Annotated in this window: 19 protein-coding genes; 7 read left to right on the plus strand and 12 right to left on the minus strand. The window is 70.6% G+C overall.

The genetic code is table 11. The features are described 5' to 3' along the window. Nucleotides 1-104: 104 nt before the first annotated feature. The 3 genes from ACZ6Z4_RS24795 to ACZ6Z4_RS24805 are packed head-to-tail and all read right to left on the minus strand — an operon-like array spanning nucleotide 105 to nucleotide 2785. Nucleotides 105-368, minus strand: coding sequence for a hypothetical protein (locus tag ACZ6Z4_RS24795; RefSeq protein ID WP_465568952.1), 264 nt, complete (start codon nucleotides 366-368; stop codon nucleotides 105-107). Nucleotides 369-425: 57 nt separating this feature from the next. Next, complete coding sequence (locus ACZ6Z4_RS24800) at nucleotides 426-1286, minus strand: alpha/beta fold hydrolase (RefSeq protein WP_465568954.1); 861 nt, start codon at nucleotides 1284-1286, stop codon at nucleotides 426-428. Further along, nucleotides 1283-2785 (minus strand): MFS transporter, encoded by a 1503-nt coding sequence (locus ACZ6Z4_RS24805; RefSeq protein WP_465568956.1) that lies wholly within the window; start codon nucleotides 2783-2785, stop codon nucleotides 1283-1285. Before ACZ6Z4_RS24805 ends, ACZ6Z4_RS24800 begins: the two co-directional genes overlap by 4 nt. A gap of 86 nt (nucleotides 2786-2871) precedes the next feature. Between ACZ6Z4_RS24805 and ACZ6Z4_RS24810 the strand changes: the two genes are divergently transcribed. Beyond that, a complete protein-coding gene (locus tag ACZ6Z4_RS24810; RefSeq protein ID WP_465568958.1) occupies nucleotides 2872-3621 on the plus strand; it encodes a ParA family protein in 750 nt (249 codons plus the stop codon). Here ACZ6Z4_RS24810 and ACZ6Z4_RS24815 read toward each other — a convergent pair. After that, entirely contained in the window at nucleotides 3618-4508 is an 891-nt protein-coding gene (locus ACZ6Z4_RS24815) for a DUF4349 domain-containing protein (protein WP_465568960.1), read from the minus strand. The genes ACZ6Z4_RS24810 and ACZ6Z4_RS24815 overlap by 4 nt on opposite strands. A 138-nt stretch (nucleotides 4509-4646) precedes the next feature. After that, nucleotides 4647-6764 (minus strand): DEAD/DEAH box helicase, encoded by a 2118-nt coding sequence (locus tag ACZ6Z4_RS24820; RefSeq protein ID WP_465568962.1) that lies wholly within the window; start codon nucleotides 6762-6764, stop codon nucleotides 4647-4649. Between the two features lie 270 nt (nucleotides 6765-7034). On the opposite strand from ACZ6Z4_RS24820, the gene ACZ6Z4_RS24825 reads away from it, so the two are divergent. After that, nucleotides 7035-7718 (plus strand): ferritin-like fold-containing protein, encoded by a 684-nt coding sequence (locus ACZ6Z4_RS24825; protein WP_465568964.1) that lies wholly within the window; start codon nucleotides 7035-7037, stop codon nucleotides 7716-7718. A 114-nt stretch (nucleotides 7719-7832) separates the two neighbouring features. On the opposite strand, the gene ACZ6Z4_RS24830 is transcribed toward ACZ6Z4_RS24825, so the two are convergent. From ACZ6Z4_RS24830 to ligD, 4 genes are all read right to left on the minus strand, one after another. Next, nucleotides 7833-8108 carry a GlsB/YeaQ/YmgE family stress response membrane protein gene (locus ACZ6Z4_RS24830; protein WP_363665131.1) on the minus strand — a complete coding sequence of 92 codons (276 nt, stop codon included), beginning with the start codon at nucleotides 8106-8108 and terminating at the stop codon, nucleotides 7833-7835. Nucleotides 8109-8309: 201 nt separating this feature from the next. Further along, entirely contained in the window at nucleotides 8310-8537 is a 228-nt protein-coding gene (locus tag ACZ6Z4_RS24835; protein ID WP_344179834.1) for a DUF3107 domain-containing protein, read from the minus strand. Nucleotides 8538-8678: 141 nt separating this feature from the next. Beyond that, the gene (locus tag ACZ6Z4_RS24840) at nucleotides 8679-9308 is read right to left on the minus strand and encodes a TetR/AcrR family transcriptional regulator (RefSeq protein ID WP_363665130.1); all 630 of its coding nucleotides are present in this window, start codon (nucleotides 9306-9308) and stop codon (nucleotides 8679-8681) included. A 138-nt stretch (nucleotides 9309-9446) separates the two neighbouring features. Then, nucleotides 9447-10373, minus strand: coding sequence for a non-homologous end-joining DNA ligase (gene ligD / locus ACZ6Z4_RS24845; protein ID WP_465568967.1), 927 nt, complete (start codon nucleotides 10371-10373; stop codon nucleotides 9447-9449). 42 nt (nucleotides 10374-10415) lie between these two features. Between ligD and ACZ6Z4_RS24850 the strand changes: the two genes are divergently transcribed. From ACZ6Z4_RS24850 to moeZ, 4 genes are all read left to right on the plus strand, one after another. Then, nucleotides 10416-11333, plus strand: a complete 918-nt coding sequence (locus tag ACZ6Z4_RS24850; protein ID WP_465568969.1) for an alpha/beta fold hydrolase — start codon at nucleotides 10416-10418, stop codon at nucleotides 11331-11333. Nucleotides 11334-11483: 150 nt separating this feature from the next. Further along, complete coding sequence (locus ACZ6Z4_RS24855; RefSeq protein WP_465568971.1) at nucleotides 11484-14192, plus strand: Calx-beta domain-containing protein; 2709 nt, start codon at nucleotides 11484-11486, stop codon at nucleotides 14190-14192. Between the two features lie 25 nt (nucleotides 14193-14217). Continuing rightward, nucleotides 14218-15444, plus strand: a complete 1227-nt coding sequence (locus tag ACZ6Z4_RS24860; RefSeq protein WP_465568974.1) for an MFS transporter — start codon at nucleotides 14218-14220, stop codon at nucleotides 15442-15444. A 91-nt stretch (nucleotides 15445-15535) separates the two neighbouring features. Continuing rightward, a complete protein-coding gene (moeZ, locus tag ACZ6Z4_RS24865) occupies nucleotides 15536-16726 on the plus strand; it encodes an adenylyltransferase/sulfurtransferase MoeZ (RefSeq protein WP_363665125.1) in 1191 nt (396 codons plus the stop codon). Nucleotides 16727-16781: 55 nt separating this feature from the next. On the opposite strand, the gene ACZ6Z4_RS24870 is transcribed toward moeZ, so the two are convergent. From ACZ6Z4_RS24870 to ACZ6Z4_RS24880, 3 genes are read right to left on the minus strand one after another with little or no spacing between them, the layout of a single operon-like run. Further along, nucleotides 16782-17582, minus strand: coding sequence for a maleylpyruvate isomerase family mycothiol-dependent enzyme (locus tag ACZ6Z4_RS24870; RefSeq protein WP_465568975.1), 801 nt, complete (start codon nucleotides 17580-17582; stop codon nucleotides 16782-16784). A 2-nt stretch (nucleotides 17583-17584) separates the two neighbouring features. Then, nucleotides 17585-18223, minus strand: coding sequence for a TetR/AcrR family transcriptional regulator (locus ACZ6Z4_RS24875; protein WP_465568977.1), 639 nt, complete (start codon nucleotides 18221-18223; stop codon nucleotides 17585-17587). 45 nt (nucleotides 18224-18268) lie between these two features. After that, nucleotides 18269-18952, minus strand: a complete 684-nt coding sequence (locus tag ACZ6Z4_RS24880) for a hypothetical protein (protein WP_465568978.1) — start codon at nucleotides 18950-18952, stop codon at nucleotides 18269-18271. A 57-nt stretch (nucleotides 18953-19009) separates the two neighbouring features. On the opposite strand from ACZ6Z4_RS24880, the gene ACZ6Z4_RS24885 reads away from it, so the two are divergent. Beyond that, entirely contained in the window at nucleotides 19010-19276 is a 267-nt protein-coding gene (locus ACZ6Z4_RS24885) for a DUF2277 domain-containing protein (protein WP_465568981.1), read from the plus strand. Nucleotides 19277-19280 lie beyond the last annotated feature (4 nt).

Genomic DNA, 19280 nt, shown 5'->3' on the forward strand with positions numbered 1-19280 from the left:
TCCGGATAGACACCCGGTCGGCAACCGATGGACGAGCCGGGATCCGTTGTCCGCAAGGGACCAGGGTGAGGCCTGGTCCTGACGACGGCCGAGGGACAGCTCGGTCAGGCAGCGGCGTTCGGCTCGGAGGTACGGGTCTGCTCGGACGTGCGGGTCGGCTCGGAAGCGACGGTGAGGTGCGTCCCGGCGCGGTGCCGGGCGCGGCCGGCCAGCGGATCCCCGTGGAGCAGTTCGCGCAGGCCCGGGAACTCGGAGTCGACCGGACCTGGGCGCCGGTGCCGCCCGTGGACGACCTGTCCGCTGGTGAGTGCGAGGCGCCACAGCGTCCCGTTGACGATGCCCGACCGGGCAGAAGGCGTGGTTGTCATGGTAGCCACGCTAGGCAGCGCCGATAGACAGCCAGTCGTCAGTTGATCGACATCCGGTCAGTGACGGTCGTGCCAGAAATCGACCAGGATGCGTGCGGTCGCGGCCGGCTGCTCGATCGCGGGGGAGTGGCCGGCGTCGGCGATCACCTGCGGCTTCACACCGAGGATGTCGGCCATCCGGTCCTGGACCGCGAGCGGCCAGCCGTCGTCGGTCTCGCCGTACGCGACCTGGGCCCGGACGCCGGACTTGGCCAGCCGGTCGGTCCGGTCCTCGGCGTCGATCAGCCGCTTGGTGATCTCGGAGAGGCTGACCGGCACGTTGCCGGTGAACCGCTTGCGCAGGAACGCCGCGATCTCGGTCGCCGGGGCGACGTACCGCGGCTCCTTGCTGTCGTGCTCGAGCTTCAGGTCGTACACCTGCTCGATCGGCAGGTTGTCGAGGCCGAAGGCAAGCATCTGCAGCCCCTGCACCTTCGCCTCGTCGCTGAAGCCGCCGGGGCCCGAGCAGAGCAGCGTGATCGTGGAGAACACCGACGGGTCGGCCAGCACGGCCTCGCGGGCGACCAGCCCGCCGAACGAGTGCCCGACCAGCTGGCTGTAGCCGCCGAGCGCCTTGCTCATCGCCACCACGTCGAGCGCGAGCTCGTCCAGCGTGTACGCCGAGGCGTCGGCCGGGCCGGGCGTCTCGTACTGACCGCGCTGGTCGACCGCGACCGTGCGCCAGCCGAAGCGGGCGAGGTGGTCGACCAGCGGAGCGAAGTCCTCCTTGCTGCCGGTCCACCCCGGGACCAGCAGCGCCGTGCCGAGCGGCGTACCGACGTCGGGCACCGCCTGCAAGGTGGCGAAGTCGCCACGGTCGGTCTCGAGGGTGACGGGAGAGACATTGTCCGGGAGCGTCAGCGTGCGCGGCGTACTCACGAGTCCACGGTATCCCGCTGACGTGTCCGCAGCAGGGTGGCGGTCGCCACAGCGAGTACGGCGACGATGCCCACGCTGACCAGAGCCGCCAGTTGCACACCGTCCGTGTACGCCGCTCTGGTCAGCTCCAGGAGCTCCTTGGCCAGCGGCTGCGGCAGCTGCTCGGCTACGGCGACAGCGCCGCCCAGCGTGTCGCGTGCCTCGCTGGAGACGCCGGCGGGGAGCGTCACCTCGCTCCTGTAGACCGCCGTCACCAGGCTGCCCACCACGGCGATGCCCAGCGCCATGCCGAGCTCCGTGCCGGTCTCGCCCATGCCCGAGGCGACTCCAGCACGCTCCGGCGGTGCGCTGCCGACGACCAAGTCGTAGGTGAGGGCCAACACGAGCTGGATGCCGAAGTTGGCGATCACCAGGCCCGCGACGATCGCCGTACGACCGGACAGTGCGACCAGCGCCAGCCCGGGGGCGGCGATGAGGAAGCCCAGCGTCATGGCGGCGCCGGCGCGCATCCGGCGGGCGACGAACGGTCCGCCGAGCGTGCCGAGGATGCCGCCGACGGCAGGCGGCAGCGACCACAGACCGGCCTCCAGCGGCGCCATGCCGAGCACCAGCTGGAAGTACTGGACCGAGAGGAAGCCCATGCCGGCCAGCACGAACAGGCCGAAGGTCTGAGCGCCCAGCGAGACGCTGAACGACGCCCGGTGGAACAGGCGCAGGTCCACCAGCGGCTCGGTGAGGGTCAGCTGCCTCCGTACGAAGACGTAGCCGGCCAGCAGGCCCGCGACCAGTACGACGACGCTGACCAGGTGCACGCCGTCCTTGGCGGTCTCCTTCAGCGCGTAGACGACCGCGACGATCGCGCCCGTGGACAGCACCACGCTGGCCAGATCGATCCGGCCGGCACCCGGGTGCTTGAACTCGGGCAGCAGCGGCCGTGCCAGCACCAGCAGGAGCAGCAACGGCGGGATCCCGATCAGGAACACCGAACCCCAGTGGAAGTTCTCCAGCAGTACGCCGCCGACCAGCGGACCGGCGATGCCGCCGACCATGAAGTTGGTCATCCAGATCGCGATCGCGAGCTGGCGCTGCCGGGGGTCCCGGAACATGTTGCTGAGCAGCGACAGCGTCGACGGCATCAGCGTCGCCCCGGCCAGACCGAGCAGCGCCCGCGCGCCGATCAGCATCGCGGCACTGGTCGCGAACGCGGCCAGCAGCGACGCCAGCGCGAACCCGGCGGCACCGATCATCAGCAGCCGGCGGCGGCCGATCCGGTCGCCGACCGTGCCCATCGTGATCAGCAGCCCGGCGACGACGAAACCGTACACGTCGATGATCCAGAGCAGCTCCGAGCTGCTCGGGCCCAGATCGGTGGTCAGCAGCGGCGCGGCCAGGTGCAGGACCGTCATGTCCAGGCCGATCAGGATGGTGGGCAGGGCGAGCACGGCCAGGCCGAGCCACTCCCGGCGTCCGGCGCGGGGTGTCGTCTCCAGAGTCGTCATGCCGAACATCCTGAAACTTCAACGAAGCTTTAAGTCAACAGGTGCCCCGGCAGGCGCCGGGTTCCACGGTGCGGCACAATGGCCGGGTGCCGCGGACGCTGGCTGTCGCCAATCAGAAGGGCGGGGTGGCGAAGACCACCACCGTCGCGTCGCTCGGCGCTGCCCTGAGCGAGCTCGGGCAGCGGGTGCTGCTCGTCGACCTCGACCCGCAGGCCTGCCTGACGTTCTCGCTCGGCGTCGACCCCGAGGACCTCGACACCTCGCTGCACCACGTCCTGCTCGGGACGGCGAAGGCCCGCGACATCGTGATCACGCTCGACGAGGGCCCGGACCTGATCCCGGCGACGATCGAGCTGGCGACCGCCGAGGTGCGGCTGTCGCGCGACTCCGGTGCCGAGCAGGCGCTGCGGACCGTGCTGCGGCCGCTGGCGGCGTCGTACGACTGGATCGTGGTGGACTGCCCGCCGACACTGGGGCTGCTGACGGTGAACGGGTTGTCCGCGGCGTCGGAGGTGCTGATCCCGTTGCAGTGCGAGACCCTCGCGCACCGCGGCGTCGGCCAGCTGCTGGACACCATCCACGACGTCCAGCAGCTGACCAACCCCGGGCTCGAGATCCTCGGCGTCCTCCCCACCCTGTACGACGGCCGCACGACCCACGCCCGGACCGTGCTCGAGACGATCTCCGGCACCTACGAGCTGCCGGTCCTCGACCCGCCGATCCCGAAGTCGATCCGGTTCGCCGAGGCGCCGGCGATCGGGCAGACGATCCTGACCACGGCGCCGGCGAGTCCGGGCGCCTCGGCGTACCGGGAGTTGGCGAAGGCGCTGCTCTAAGGCTGCCGTGCCGGGGTGCGCCGCAGCTTGTGGCGGAAGCGCCACAGCGGCACAGCGATCAGCGCCAGCGCGACCAGGAACGGGAGCAGCGCGCCGAAGGCCGTGGCGAGCGCGAAAAACGTTGTGGTGAAGGCTTTCCAGCCGCCCTGGAGGCCGGCCAGGAAGCCGCGGTCGTCCTTCGCCACGACCGGCGCCTCGCCCGGTTCGGCGATGACGAGCGTGAGCGTGGCGAGCTCGGTCTGTCCCGCGAGCGCCTTCTGCTTGGCCAGCAGCGCTTCGAGATCGGCCTCGCGGCGGGTCAGCTCGGACTCGACCGAGACGATCTCGGCGATCGTGTTCGCCTTGGCCAGCAGGGCGCGCATCCGCCCGAGGCTCGCCCGCTGGGAGGCGATCCGGCTCTCGACGTCGACCACCTGCTCGGTGACATCGGTCGACTCCTGGTGGATCGCGGTCCGCTTGCCGAGCTCGGACAAGCGCTGGATCGCGGTCTCGTACGACGCTGTCGGGACCTTCAGCACCAGGTTCGCGCGGGCGATCTTGCCGTCGGCGTCGCTGCCGGTGTCCTCCGAGGCGACCTGCCCGCGCAGGCCCGCCACGACGCCGATCGCCGCTTGGCGCTGCTTGTCCACGTCCTCGTGCTCGACGGTCAGCGAGCCGGTCTTCACGATCGCTCGCGTCAGCGAGGGCTGCGCGGCGGCGCCCTTACCGCCTTGGCCGGCCGATGTGTCCGCCTGCGGGCCGGCCTTGTCCTGCGGACCGCTGTACTCCGGAGCCACCGCGCCGCCCGCGGTGCTGTCACCGCTGTCGCCTCCGCCGCTGCAGCCCGAGATCACCAGAGCCGTCAGCAGCACACCCGCTGCCGCGGCGGTCAACCGCGTTCTCACCATCGCCCACACCCTCTTTCCCCTCGACGATCTGTCGAGCTGGGACGGCCGGGCGGGGGAGGGCGTTGCGGGGTGCTGGTCACGGTCGGGCAACAGAAAACCCCGCCCAGGATTCTGGGCGGGGTTTCGCTGATTTGTTGCTTACTCCGGCGCAGTGAAGGTCGGCGCCGCGGGGGCCGCCTTCTTGCGGGTCCGCTTGGCCGGCTTCTCCGCGTCGTCGGCAGCAGGCTCGGCGGCGGCCTTCTTCGCCACCGCCTTCTTCGCGACGGCCTTCTTGGCGACAGCCTTCTTCGCCGGAGCCTTCTTGGCCGCGGTCTTCTTCGCTACGGGAGCAGCCTCTTCCGTGGCCACCGGAGCAGCCTCTTCAGGCGCCGCGACGGCCTTCTTGCGCGTCCGCTTCGGCTTCTCCTCGACGGGAGCCTCCTCGACGGGCGCAGCCGCGGCAGCCTTCCGCGTACGGGTCCGCTTGGGCTTCTCCTCGACGACCTCTTCAGCAACCGGTGCTTCGGCAGTCTTCCGAGTGCGCGTACGCCGAGCCGGCTTCTCCTCAGCAGGAGCGTCGACCACCTCAGCCACCGTTGCCGGTGCCTCGACTGTCTCCTGTGCAGGAGCAGCCTCCGTCGACTCGGTGCGCCGACGGGTGCGAGTACGGCGAGGCTTTTCTTCAGTCACCTCAACCGGTGCGGCATTCGCCTCGGCCGGAGCGGCCTTGGACTCAACCGGTGCTGCCTCCGGCGTGGTCTGCGGCGTGAGCGACTCGGTGCTCTCACCCGAGTCCCCACCGCGGCGCCTGCGCGTCCGCTGACGCGGCTTGCGCTCGCCGGCGCCGCGCTCGACCGGCGCGTGCTCGGCCGCCTCCGTGGACGTCGCCGCGGTCGGCGGGACCTGGGTCTTCGCCGTCACATCGGCGTCGGTCTTCTGCTCGACGCCCTCGACGGCCTGCCCGTTGCGGGTGCGGCGGCGGTTGCGGTTCCGCTTGCGGCCCGGGCGCTCGCCCGACGCCGGCGCGGAGCCGGACTCGCCCTCGTTGCGGCGCGGCGGGCGGTCGCGCTCGGCGCGCTCCTCGCGGACCGGCTTGATCCGGCCCTTGGCGTCGGTCGGGATGCCGAGGTCGTGGTACAGCTCCGGCGACGTGGAGTAGATCTCCTGCGGCTCGTCGTACGGAAGGTCGAGCGCCTTGTTGATCGTCTTCCAGCGGACCAGGTCCGCCCAGTCGACGAACGTCACCGCGATACCGCTCGCACCGGCCCGGCCGGTGCGGCCGATCCGGTGGATGTAGGTCTTCTCGTCCTCGGGGCAGGTGTTGTTGATGACGTGCGTGACGCCGCCGACGTCGATGCCGCGGGCCGCGACGTCGGTGCAGACCAGCACGTCGACCTTGTCACCGCGGAACCGGGTCAGCGCCCGCTCGCGGGCCTGCTGGTTCAGGTCGCCGTGGATCGCGGCGGCCTTGAAGCCGCGGTCGGTCAGCTCGTCGGTCAGCCGGGACGCCTCGCGCTTGGTCCGGCAGAAGATCATCACCCGGCCGCGGTCCTCGGCCTGCAGGATCCGGGCGACCACCTCGGGCTTGTCCAGATCGTGCGCCCGGTAGACGAACTGGGCCGTCGTCGGGACCATCTGGGTGTCCTCGTGGGACTCCGCGCGGATGTTCAGCGGGTGCCGCATGTGGGTCCGGGCCAGCCCGATCACCGCCGACGGCATCGTTGCCGAGAACAACATCGTCTGGCGCAGCTCGGGCGTCTTGCGCAGGATCCGCTCGACGTCGGGCAGGAAGCCCAGGTCGAGCATCTCGTCGGCCTCGTCCAGCACCAGCACCTTGATGTGCGACAGGTCCAGCACACCGCGGTTGGCCAGGTCGAGCAGCCGGCCCGGCGTACCGACGACGACGTCGACGCCCGCCTTCAGGGTGTCCAGCTGCGGCTCGTACGCGACACCGCCGTAGATCGTCATCACCCGGACCGTGCGCACGGTCGAGGCGGTGGTCAGGTCCTTGGCGACCTGGATGGTCAGCTCACGCGTCGGGGTGACGACCAGGGCCTGCGGCTTGCCCGGGGCAGCCAGCTCCTCGTAGTCGGGCTCGCCCGGCGAGATCGTGCGCTGCAGCAGCGGGATGCCGAACCCGAGGGTCTTACCGGTCCCGGTCCGGGCCTGACCGATCAGGTCGGTGCCCATCAGTGCGACGGGGAGCGTCATCTCCTGGATCGGAAACGGCTCCACGATGCCGACGCGGTCGAGCGCGTCACAGATCTCGGGGAGCACCCCGAGCTCTCGGAAGGTGGTCAGGCTGATCGCCTCTCAACATGCTTGTACGGACAGAATGCACAGGGCCGGCGCCAGGATCCGGTGTCCTTCGGTTGAACACCCGGCGTCCTTCATCGTGAGGCGCGGGACACTGTGCAAGCGGCTCGCACCAGCTGCCCATCTGGGCGCGTCACCGGCGAAACACCAGCCAGTGTAACCCGAGCGGGCGTCCATGCCGTCCAGCCCGATTTCCCCGCCAGGTCCTCCGGGGCCGATATGGTGCGGTCCATGACCGAAACGACGGCCTTCGACGATCCCGCCTACCGGGCCGCGGCGGTGGACCTGCTGGGTGTGCTGGCCTACGGCGAGCTGACCGCGTTCGAGCGGATCGCCGAGGACGCCAAGCTGGCGCCGACCCTCGACGACAAGGCCCAGCTGGCGCAGCTGGCGACCACCGAGTTCGGGCACTTCGTGCAGCTGCGCGACCGGCTGGTCGAGCTCGGCGTCGACCCGATGGACGCGATGCAGCCGTTCGTGACGCCGCTGGACGCCTTCCACGACCACACCGCGCCGTCGGACTGGCTCGAGGGCCTGGTCAAGGCGTACGTCGGTGACGGGCTGGCCAACGACTTCTACCGCGAGATCGCGTCGTTCGTGGACGGCGAGACCCGGGCGCTGGTGCTGGAGGTGTTCGCCGACTCCGGGCAGGCCGAGTTCGTGGTGGACCGGGTCCGGGCGGCGATCGACGAGGACCCGAAGCTCGGCGGCCGGCTGGCGCTGTGGGGGCGGCGGCTGGTCGGTGAGGCGCTGAGCCAGGCGCAGCGGATCGCCGCCGACCGGGACTCGCTGGCGGCGCTGCTGGCGGGGTCGGTGGACCGGCCCGGGCTGGACCTGGCGGCGATCGGGCGGATGTTCACCCGGCTGACCGAGGCGCACACGGCGCGGATGACCGCGCTGGGGCTGCAGCCGTAAGTACGGCGTACAGGCTGCGCCGCGGCGCTCACGCGGCCGGCGTACCGGCCCTGGAACGCGAAGCGGCCGCCTGCCCCGGGTGGGGTGGCGGCCGCCAGGTCCTGCTCGATCAGGTCAGACTCTCGCCCTGCTGTTGCGCGACGAGATGAACGCGACCACGATCGCGGCGCAGATGATCTGGATCAGGTACTGGATCCAGTCCGGGCCGGAGGTGTCCTTGACACCGAGGAAGTAGGCGATCAGACCGCCGAGGAAGGCGCCGATGCCGCCGCCCAGGATGGTCCAACCGAGGCTGATGTTCTGCTTGCCCGGCAGCACCAGACGGGCCAGTGGCCCGAAGATGACTCCGGCGATGAGGCTGACGATGATCATCCAGACCCAAAATCCCACGGTTCCTCCTCGAGAGGGATGGCTGACCTGCGCCTGTCCAGTGCCCGGGGTCAAACGGGTACGTCGTCAGACCACCTGAACGCAGGTCTCATCCTCATCGTGCCCCGATCGTGGCGCTCCGCAACCGGGACACGCGATCGAGTCCGGACCGATCCCGGACCGTGGCCGCGCGGTGTCCCCGCGCGGAGCCCCGCCGGTGGTTCAGACCGCGCCGAACCCGACCTTGCGGATCTCGGACTCGCCGATCTCGACGTAGGCCAGCTTCTCGGCCGGCACGATCACCCGGCGGCCCTTCTCGTCGACCAGCGTCAACAGCCCGGTCTTCCCGGTGAGCGCCTCGGCGACGGCCGACTGGACCTCCTCCGGGGTCTGCTCGCTCTCGAGAACCAACTCACGATTGGCGTGCTGCACGCCGATCTTGACCTCCACGGAACCCTCCCGGGCACGTTCCGACCGGCGCGTCTCGCCGGTACGCCACGAGCCTATCCGCTGCCGATCCCCAGCTCTCACCAGTCCGCCGACAGCAGAACTCCCACCTGACCAGTCAGCGGTGAAAACGGAAAGTGGAGATCAGCCCTCGGTACGGGGGAAGCCCCGGATACCTCGCCAGGCCAGGCTGGCGACCAGGTCGGCGGCCTGCTGCTGGGCGAGGGTCGGGTTCTCGGAGGCCAGCCAGTACCGGGCGCTGACCTGGGCCATGCCGACCAGGCTGACGGCCAGCACCATCGACTGCTCCTTGTTCAGGCCGGCGTCGGCGCTGATCACCTCGGAGCAGGCCTCGGCGCAGGCCTGGGTGACCCGGTCGACGCGCTCGCGGACGGCCGGCTCGTTGGTCAGGTCGGACTCGAAGACCAGCCGGAACGCGCCCTGGGCGTTGGCGACGTAGTCGTAGAAGGCGTGGATGGTCGCCGCGACCCGCTGCTTGTTGTCCTCGGTGGACTTCAGCGCGTCCCGGACCGACGCGACGATCGCCTCGCAGGAGCTGTCCAGCAGCGCCAGGTACAGCTCGAGCTTGCCGGGGAAGTGCTGGTACAGCACCGGCTTGGAGACGCCGGCCCGGTCGGCGATGTCGTCCATCGCGGCGGCGTGGTAGCCGTTGGCGACGAAAACCTCCTGGGCGGCCTCGAGCAGCTGCGCGCGGCGAGCCAGCCGGGGCAGGCGACTGCCACGCTTCGGTGCGGTCTCCGGTGTCGTCGACACATCGGCTCCTTACGGTGGTGCGGTACCGGGCTGACCCCGGCGGTGTATACCGTGCGAATCCTACCTAGCGGTAGTCACTCCCGTTCCCTTCCCTGATCAACTGGTGCGTTTCTCATCGGACCAGTACGGCGACTGGTATCACTCCGGCAGCGGCTGAGGGTCGTCGTACAGCCCGGCCAGCACGTCGCCGTACTCTTCGACCCGCGCCAGCACCTCGTGCGGCAGGAACGTCAGCTCGGCCTGCGACGTCGCGGCGGCCACCTCGTCCCAGTCGATCGGCGTCGAGACCCGCGGCTCCTCCGCGCCGCGCAGCGAGTACGGCGCGAGCGTGGTCTTCGCGCTGGCGTTCTGGCTCCAGTCGATGAACACCTTGCCGGGCCGCAGCGCCTTGGTCATGGTCGCGGTGACGCTCTCCGGCAGCGCCTCCGCCAGCTGCTCGGCCAGCTGCTTGGCGAACGCGCTGGCCGTCCGCGACGACGTCGGCTCGATCGGCACGTACAGGTGCATGCCCTTGTTCCCGGAGGTCTTCGGCCAGCCCTCCAGCCCGTAGTGCCCGAGCAGCTCGCGCAGGGCCAGCGCAACGTCGCAGCACTCCACGATGCTCGCTCCTGGCCCCGGGTCGAGGTCGAAAACCACCAGGTCGGCCTGCGGATCCTTGCCGCCGTCGGACAGCCCGATCCGCCACTGCGGCACGTGCAGCTCGAGCGCTGCCAGGTTGGCCAGCCACACCACGGTCTGTACGTCGTCAGCGACGACGAACGACGCCTCGTCCCGCCCGGTCGAGCTGCCGGGCGTCGGCAGCGTCTCGGTGCGCACCCAGCTCGGCGTACCGCGCGGTGCGTTCTTCTCGAAGAAGTACGACGCTCCGGTGCCGTCCGGCCACCGCTTGCGGGTCAGCGGCCGGTCCGACAGGTGCGGGAGCAGCAGCTCGGCGATCTGGTGGTAGTAGTCGATCACCTCGGCCTTGGTGAACCCGGTCTGCGGGTACAGCACCTTGCCGAGGTTGGTGAGCTTCATCGTCTGCCCGTCGACCTCGGTGGTCAGTTGGGTCTGTCCGGCCGCCATGGTTCCCAGTGTCCAGCCTCGGCGGGGTTCTAACATGGCTTCGTGGACAGTTACGGGGGAGTAACCGGCGCGTCGGCGCCGCTGGGAGCGCAGGAGTGGCCGGCCCGGACCGTGCCCGTCGCGGGTGTGGACCTGCTGGTCAGAGAAGTGCCGGACGCGGCGGAGGACCTGCCGCCGGCGCTCTACGTGCACGGCCTCGGCGGGTCGTCGCTCAACTGGACGGCGCTCGGCCTGCTGCTGGGCGACACCGTCCGCGGCATCGCTCCGGACCTCCCCGGCTTCGGCCGGACGCCGCCGGTCGGCCGGATCGGCATCGGCGCGCAGGCCGACGTACTGGCTGAGCTGATGGACAAGGAGCTGGGCGATCGGCCGGTGCACCTGTTCGGCAACTCCATGGGCGGCGCCGCTGCGGTAGCGCTCGCCGCGCGCAGGCCGGAGCGGATCGCCTCCCTCACGCTGATCTCCCCGGCGTTGCCGCACCCCAGGGCCTCGGCCAGCGCCCTCTGGTTCACCGCGCTCGCCACACCGCGGATCGGGCCGATGGTGATGGAGCGGACCCGCAAGCTGCCGTTCGAGCGGCGCTTCCAGGCGTCGCTGTCGATGGTGTTCGGCGACCCGCGCACGCTGCCGCCGGAGGTGCGGGCGGCGTACGAGGAGGAGCTGCACCGGCGTGACACCCAGCCGTGGGGCGCGCAGGCCACGCTGGACGGCGCCCGCAGCATCCTGCTGTCGTCGCTGGCTCCGCCGCGCCGCTCGCTGTGGGCCGACGCCGCGAGTATCACCTGCCCGGTCCTGCTCGTGTACGGCGGCCGCGACAAGCTCGTCGACGCCAAGATCCGGACCAAGGCCCAGGCCGCGTTCCCCGACGCCCGGTCGCTCTACCTGCCGCAGTCCGGTCACGTCGCGCAGATGGAGCACCCCGAAGAGGTCGAGCGCGCGTTCCGGCAGCTCGTCGGCTGACCAGCACACGCAGGTCGCTGCGGCGTCAGACTGTGGCATGAACCCGGCTCGGACCGTGGCATGATCTTCGTCCCGATCCGTTGACCGCGACAACCAATCCGCCGCGTCGGGGGTCAGACGGACGACCTGTTCGTCGACGAAGGGAACCTCGTGCGGTTGATCGGCAGCAAACCACTGTCGCTGGGGATGGTCGCACTGCTCGGGTGGGGACTGGTACCGGCCGCGTCCGCGGCACCGGCACCACCGCCCCCGAATGTTGCTCAAGGCAAGGATTGGCGGATCGAGCCGGTGGCCGGTGGGTACCGGATCGAGCTCGCGCTGGACCGGCCGGTCCCGCTCCGCGACGCGCTCCCGGTGCTCTCGGTCGACGGCCGCGCCGTCGGCGTCGCCAAGGAGTCGCCCGACCGGCGCAGCGTCTCGCTGGTCAGCAAGGACCCGGCGGTCCTGAAAGCTCGCGACGTCGAGCTGACCTGGTCGGGTGATCCGGACCAGGACCGCTCGAAGACCACCGCCGGACCGACCGACGCGGACTGGCTCAAGGCGAAGATGGGTCCGGCGCTGGCCGACGACCCCGGTGCCAAGGGCAAGTACGTGGTCGAGACGTCGGAGTACGACCTCGGTGACGAGGCGATCTACCTGCCCGGTCTGAAGCAGAAGGCCGAGTTGCGCGGCAAGGTCTACGCGCCACGTGGCGCGACCGGTCCGCGTCCGCTGGTCGTCTTCCTGCACGGCCGGCACCAGGTCTGCTACGGCGGCGACGAGAACGGCCCGTACCCCGAGAAGCCCTGGCCGTGCACCGGCGTCTGGAAGTCGATCCCGAGCTACCGCGGGTACGACGGCCCGGCCGAGGCGCTGGCCAGCCACGGCTACCAGGTCGTCTCGATCAGCGCGAACGCGATCAACGCCTGGGACAGCGAGGCGTACGACGCCGGCGCCCAGGCCCGCGCCGAGCTGGTGCTCGACCACCTCGACCTGTGGAAGAAGTGGGCGACGGTCGGCGGCGGCCCGTTCGGGAGCAAGTTCGTCGGCAAGGTCGACCTGCGCAACGTCGGCCTGATGGGCCACTCGCGCGGCGGCGAGGGCGTGGCCCGCGCGGCCGTGCTGAACGCGGACCGCGGCGGCAAGTACGGAATCCGCGCGGTGCTCCCGCTGGCGCCGACCGACTTCGCCCGGGCGACCGTGCCGGGAGTCGCGATGAGCGTCGTGCTGCCGTACTGCGACGGCGACGTCTCCGACTTGCAGGGCCAGAAGTTCTACGACGACACCCGCTACTCGGTCACCGGTGACAACGCGCCGCGCTCGACCGTCACGGTGCTCGGCGCGAACCACAACTTCTTCAACACCGAGTGGACGCCCGGCCAGTCCGTCGCGCCGTCCAACGACGACTGGTACGAGGAAGGCGCCGAGTCGCCGTGCGGCCCGAAGTACGCGGGCCGGTTGACAGCTCTGCAGCAGCAGGCGGTCGGTACGGCGTACGTGGCCGGCTTCTTCCGGCTGCAGCTGGGCCACGAGAAGCAGTTGCTGCCGTTGCTCGACGGCTCCAACGGCCGGGCGGTCTCGGCGGGCAAGGCCGTCGTACGGGTGGTTGCGCAGGCTCCCAAGGCCGACAGGCGCGACCTGTCCGCGCTCGACCAGCCGCTGCCCGCCGGAGCGGTCTCCGGCAAGGCCAAGGCGACGGTCTGCTCGTCGGGCTGCGTGCAGACCGAGGACCCGAGTCAGACGCCGCACTGGATCACTGCGGCGTTCGCGGAGAAGACACCGACGCTGGCCGTCACCAAGCTGAGCTGGACCGGCAAGGACGGCGTACTGCGTGTCCCGGTGGCCGCTGGGCAGCGTGACGTCCGCCAGTACGCCGCTCTGACGTTCCGCGCGTCGCCTGACGCGGTGGGAGCGCCTCGGACCGACCTGAGCATCCGGGTGGTCGACGGACACGGCCGGGCGGCCGCCGTACCGGCCTCTACTCTCGGCGACGCGCTGGTGCGACTTCCCGGCCCGGGTGAGGTGCTGCCGAAGCACCTGCTCCGGACTGTCCGGCTGCCGCTCGCGCAGCTGAAGGGGATCGACCTGAGCGACGTGCGGGCGGTTGAGCTGCGCACCGACCGGGTGGCGAGCGGTGCGGTGTTCCTGAGCGACCTGTCGTTCTCGCGGCCGGGGGTCGGCACGTCCGCCCCGGCGGTGCTGCTGCCGAAGCTGTCCGCGTCGAACGTCAAGGTCGTCGAGGGCAACACCGGCACCAGGAACGTCGACTTCTTCGTGACGCTGTCGCGGCCGTCGATCCGCCCGGTCAGCGTGTACGCCGAGACGAACGGCGACCTCGGCACCTCGGTCGGTCAGGTCGCGAAGAAGCTGGTCTTCAAGCCCGGTCGGACCCGGCAGAAGATCACCGTCCCGATCACCGCGAACACCCGCGACAGCGCGGACCTGGCCTTCAGCCTGGTGCTGTCGGTGCCGCGCGAGGGACTGCTCGACGAGTCGTTCGGGCACGGCCTGGTCACCGACGACGACCCGACCCCGGCGCTGAAGATCGTTGCGGCGACGGCCAAGGAGGGTGCCGAGGTGCTGGAGTTCCCGATCACGCTCAGCGCGGCCAGCGACCAGTACGTGTCGATCCAGGGTGAGCTGAAGGACGGCACCGCCGTGCTCGGGAAGGACTTCAAGACGGTCGACGAGGAGCCGCCGGCGCGCTCGTTCTACGGCTACATCGAACCCGGCCAGACCAAGGGCGTGATCCAGGTCCGGCTGGTCGACGACAAGGTGAAGGAGCCGGCCGAGACCTTCACGGCGACCGTGACCGACGTCATGGGCGCCGACCTGAAGGTGCCGGCCAGCGTGACCGGGACGATCACCGACAACGACTGACACGGGAGTCTGCGACAGTCCAGGGATGCGCCGGCGCGAGATCTGGGGAACCCTCTCGGGTCCGGCGCGTTTCCTGGTCGTCAACCAGTTCGGGGTCTGGCTGGGTTTCTTCCTGGTCGTCCCGCTGCTGGCCACCCGCGGCACGGTCGAGCTGGGCATCAGCAGCGCCGCGGTCGGGCTCGTGCTCGGCTGGCGGACCTTCTCGCAGCAGGGGCTGATGTTCGGCGCCGGGCTGTTCGCCGACCGGATCGGTCTTCGGGCGGCACTGCTGATCGGCAGTGCCGCCCGCTCGGTGTCACTGGTGATGCTGGCCTTCGCCGAGCAGCTGTGGAGCCTGCTGGTCGCCATCACGGTGTTCGGGCTGGCGGGGTCGCTCATCGCGCCGTCCACCCGCGCCTACCTCGGTGTGGCTGCCGGCGAGCGCCGCAGCGAGGCGTTCGCGCTGTTCAACAGCGCCTCGGTGCTGGGCTCTGCGATCGGCCCGCTGATCGCGGTGGCTGCCTCGCCGCTGGGCTTCCGGACGACCTGCCTGCTGGCCGCCCTGGTGTTCACCGCGATGGCTGTCGGTCAGCTCCGCGTGCTGCCACCAGCTCCGACTCCAACGGCACCGGCGCTGAAGCAGGCGGTGCTGGCGATCCTCCGCTCCCGCCGGCTGCTCCTGTTCAGCGCCAGCGCCAGCGGCCAGTACGCCGTATGGAACGGCGCGTTCCTGCTGCTGCCACTGGAGGCGACCCGGCTGACCGGGTACGCCGCGGTCGGGACGGGCACGGTGTTCGTGCTGATCGCGGTGACCACTGTGGCGCTGCAGGTGCGGCTGCTCGTGCTGCAGCGGCGGCTGGGGACCATCCGGGCTGCTGCGGCTGGGGTGGCGCTGACTGCGGTGGGCTTCGCGGCCGTTGTGGCGACGAGGGCTGGATGGCCGGACGACGTCGTACCGGGAGGTGGTCAGCTGGTTCCGATCGGGCTGCTGCTGGTCGGGACGGTGGCGATCGCCGCCGGGAACGCGCTGGCCGTACCGCCGATCCAGGACCTGACGGCCGCGCTGGCTCCGCCCGGACAGGTGGCGGCGGCGTACGGGATCAACGGGCTGTTCGCCGGGACGGTCTCGGCGGTGGTGGTGCCGCTCGTCGGGCGGGTCGACGACCTCGGGCAGGCCTCCGGGCAGCGCTGGACCGCGCCCGCGCTGGTCTGCCTGGTCGCGCTCGCGTCGGCGCTCGCGGTGAGACTGATGTACCGGAATGCGGACTCCTGACCGGCGGCTTGAGCCGGTGCGGGAACATGGGAGAGGGACGGACGGTTGAACCCGGAAATCCCCCGACATTCCCGCTGACGAGGAGCGCCCCGTGTCACTGCCACCGCTGGTCGAACCGGCCGCCGAGCTGACCATCGACGAGGTCCGCCGGTACTCGCGGCACCTGATCATCCCCGAGGTCGGGATGGCCGGGCAGAAGCGGCTGAAGAACTCCAAGGTGCTGGTGATCGGCGCGGGCGGCCTCGGCAGCCCGGCGCTGCTCTACCTGGCCGCGGCCGGGGTCGGCACGCTCGGCATCGTCGAGTTCGACACCGTCGACGAGTCCAACCTGCAGCGCCAGATCATCCACGGGCAGTCCGACGTCGGCAAGTCCAAGGCGCAGTCGGCCAAGGAGTCGATCCTCGAGGCCAACCCGTACACCAACGTGGTCCTGCACGAGACCCGGCTGGACAACGACAACGTCTTCGAGATCTTCGAGCAGTACGACCTGATCGTCGACGGCACCGACAACTTCGCCACCCGGTACCTGGTCAACGACGCCGCGGTCCTGCTCGGCAAGCCCTACGTCTGGGGCTCGATCTACCGCTTCGACGGCCAGGTCAGCGTGTTCTGGGCCGAGAACGGTCCCTGCTACCGCTGCCTCTACCCCGAGCCGCCGCCGCCGGGCATGGTCCCGTCCTGCGCCGAGGGCGGCGTGCTGGGCGTGCTGTGCGCGTCGGTCGGCGCCGCGCAGGTGACCGAGGCGATCAAGCTGCTGACCGGGATCGGCGACCCGTCGCTGGGCCGGCTGAACATCTACGAGGCCCTCGACCTGAACTGGCGCGCCCTGAAGGTCCGCAAGGACCCGAACTGCGCGATCTGCGGCGAGAACCCGACCGTCACCGGGCTGATCGACTACGAGAACTTCTGCGGTGCGATCACCGAGGAGGCCGCCGACGCCGCCGCCGGTGCGACCATCTCGGTCAAGCAGCTCAGCGAGTGGATCAAGCTCAAGGACAACGGCGAGAAGGACTTCCTGCTGGTCGACGTCCGGGAGCCGAACGAGTACGAGATCAACAAGATCCCGGGCTCGGTACTGATCCCGAAGGACCAGTTCCTGACCGGTGCCGCGCTGGAGAAGCTGCCGCAGGACAAGCAGCTGGTCTTCCACTGCAAGTCGGGCGTGCGCTCGGCCGAGGTGCTGGCGATCGCCAAGGGCGCCGGGTTCTCCGACGCCGTGCACGTCGGCGGTGGCGTGGTGGCGTGGGTCGACCAGATCGACCCGTCGCAGCCGTCGTACTGAGTTAGTTGCTTCCGGCCCCTGTCGTACTTCGGTACGGCGGGGGCCGGTCTGCGTTCTAGAACGGCATCCGGCAGGTTGCGACCGCCTCGGCGCCGGCCTGGTCGCCGTCGACCAGCTCCACCACCGGGTGGTCGTCGCGGCCGGACACCGTGCGCATATAGCCGACCGCGTCGGTGCGGACGGTGGCCACCGGCGCTCCGGCGCCGACCTGGTAGACGCCGCCGCCCGGGCCGGTGAGGTCGAGGACGACCGCCGGCCGGTCGCCCCAGAACGGGCCGTCGACCAGGTCGAGCGCGACCTGCGCGATCAGCTCCCCGGCGTACGGGCCGGGGTCGAACGGCCGGCCGAGGGCCTGGCAGACGTCGTCGCGGTGCATCCACAGGTCCCGGGCGAGCAGGATGTCCTGGACGTAGCCGAGCTCGATCGACTCGAAGCCGGGGATGCCCTCGATCGACATCGTCATCCGCCGGACCAGCGCCGGGTTGCGGCTGATCGTCCGGGTCGCCTTCGACCACAGCCGGTCGAAGCGGGCGCGCAGCACGTCGGGCGGCGTACCGCGGTGGGCGTCGGCCTGGAGCATCATGTGCGCGTCGAGCCGGACCACGTCGGGGTAGACCCGCTTGGCCTTGCGGTAGCGGAGCGGGAACGACCACGGGCGGATCACGTCCTCCGCCTGGCCGCACAGGTGACCGACCACGTCGGCGACGTCCCACGCGTCGCAGACCGTCTGCCGGTGCCAGTCGTCGCCGTCGAGCGTGGCCAGGAACTCACGCCAGGTCCCGATCTCACTGTCGCGGTGCAGTCGGCACCGCTGCCGGTCCGCGCGCGTGATCCCCTGTGCCTGTACTGCGATCATCGTTACCCCCTGGGTGGTGCGTACCGCTGCTGGAACATCTCCAGCACGGCAGGAAGCAGCCGGGTGAAGCGGCCGTCGTCGTACGACGCGTCCGGTTCGTTCGCCAGCTGCTGGGACAGGACGCCCGCGGTGACGGACGTGTAGAGCGCGATCCCCTCGTCGGAGGCGGCGTCGGGGTGCAGCAGCCCGGCCGCGACCGCGGCCCGGAGGTTGCCGCGGAGGTCCTCCATCGTCTCCTGCGCCGGCGCGTAGGCCTCCGGGCTCGGCGTGAACCCGGGCACCGTCCGCCAGAACAACAGCTGCGAGTGGATCGGGTTCGCCATGCACCATCGGCCGAACTCGATGGTGCAGATCCGCTCCAGCTCCAGCGGATCCGCGGCCGCCGCCGTCCGGACCGTCTCCCGCCGAACGTCGCGAAAGGCCTCCGCCCCACGCCGGAACAACGCGTCGTAAATCGCCATCTTCGACGGGAAGTACTGATAGAGCGACGGCGGCCGCATCCCCACCTCACGCGCGACCGCGGACAAGCTCAGCCCGGCGACCCCCTCGGTCTCCATCAACCGCACGGCCGCGGCCAGGATCTCGTCGATCGTCTGCTCGCGACGGCGGGCGCGACGGTCGAAGGAGGGTGCTGTACTCATGATCTGAGGAAAACCTAACGGTATTAGGTTGTCAAGATCTCGACGTCAGTGCTCGCGGTCGATGGTGGGGTCGCGGCGGCCGCGGCCGGTCATCGCGATCGGTTCGAGGCGGAGGTTGATCTTGGCGGCGCGGGCGCCGGCGATGTCCCAGAAGCCGAAGACGAACGGTTTGTCGCGGTCGTAGGGCTCCCAGAAGGCGAGCTGGATCTCGGTTGGTTTCACGAAGCGCTGGCTGGGCTCGTCGCCGGCGGCGATCCGGGCGGCGTCCTGGGCGCAGGCGGCGACCTTGCGGGTGCCGCCGTACGCCGGGGTCCAGACGATGTCGGTGGTCGACGGGCCGTGGCGGGGGTTGAAGTAGCAGGGGACGCGGCGCTCGGGGAGCGGGCGGCCGGTGACGCGGGCCTGGACGCAGGCGACGGCGTATCGGCCGTCGGCCAGCGCGTCGGCGACGGCATCCAGTTCCGATCTGGGAACTGCACGTTCGGCCTGCTCGTACAGATCAAGCGCTGTTTGGTAGTCCGCTCGGGTCTCACTGTCAAGCTGCAGCGCGGTCAGCGTCTCGCCCAGGCGGGCCAGCTGTTCGCCGTACTGCGTGACGTCCTCGTCGGCCCGTCGCCGGGCGTCCGCCAGCTCCGCCGCACGGTGGCGGCGGGTGCTGTGCCGGGCCCACAGGTACCGCCCGGCCGCGGCGACCCCTCCGCCGCCCAGGACGAACAGCACCAGCTCCATCACAAAACTGTAACCGCGACCGCCCCGGTTGTCCCTGGCTCCGGCTACCGTCGGAGCATGTGCCGAAACATCACTGTCCTGAGAGGCCTGGAGCCGTCCGCGACCTCCGAGGAGATCTACGCGGCCGCGCTGCAGTACGTCCGTAAGGTGACCGGCGTCGGTTCGCTCAGCGCGACCACCCTGGAACCGATCGAGCGCGCCGCGGCCGAGGTCGCGCGGATCACCGAGGCGCTGCTGGAGGAGATGCCGGCCCGCCGGGTGCCGCCGCAGACGGTGCCGCCGCTGCGCCGCCCGGAGGTGCGGGCCCGCCTCGGCCTCGACTGACCGC

Source organism: Kribbella sp. NPDC104740 (genome assembly GCF_055583505.1).

Bases quoted from the DNA above. Each gene is read 5' to 3' on its own strand.
- ligD (WP_465568967.1), bottom strand. From the start codon at position 10,373: ATGGCGGCCGGACAGACCCAACTGACCACCGAGGTCGACGGGCAGACG.
- ACZ6Z4_RS24815 (WP_465568960.1), bottom strand. From the start codon at position 4,508: ATGGTGAGAACGCGGTTGACCGCCGCGGCAGCGGGTGTGCTGCTGACG.
- ACZ6Z4_RS24825 (WP_465568964.1), top strand. From the start codon at position 7,035: ATGACCGAAACGACGGCCTTCGACGATCCCGCCTACCGGGCCGCGGCG.
- ACZ6Z4_RS24795 (WP_465568952.1), bottom strand. From the start codon at position 368: ATGACAACCACGCCTTCTGCCCGGTCGGGCATCGTCAACGGGACGCTG.
- ACZ6Z4_RS24805 (WP_465568956.1), bottom strand. From the start codon at position 2,785: ATGACGACTCTGGAGACGACACCCCGCGCCGGACGCCGGGAGTGGCTC.
- ACZ6Z4_RS24870 (WP_465568975.1), bottom strand. From the start codon at position 17,582: ATGATCGCAGTACAGGCACAGGGGATCACGCGCGCGGACCGGCAGCGG.
- ACZ6Z4_RS24860 (WP_465568974.1), top strand. From the start codon at position 14,218: ATGCGCCGGCGCGAGATCTGGGGAACCCTCTCGGGTCCGGCGCGTTTC.
- ACZ6Z4_RS24885 (WP_465568981.1), top strand. From the start codon at position 19,010: ATGTGCCGAAACATCACTGTCCTGAGAGGCCTGGAGCCGTCCGCGACC.
- ACZ6Z4_RS24880 (WP_465568978.1), bottom strand. From the start codon at position 18,952: ATGGAGCTGGTGCTGTTCGTCCTGGGCGGCGGAGGGGTCGCCGCGGCC.
- ACZ6Z4_RS24875 (WP_465568977.1), bottom strand. From the start codon at position 18,223: ATGAGTACAGCACCCTCCTTCGACCGTCGCGCCCGCCGTCGCGAGCAG.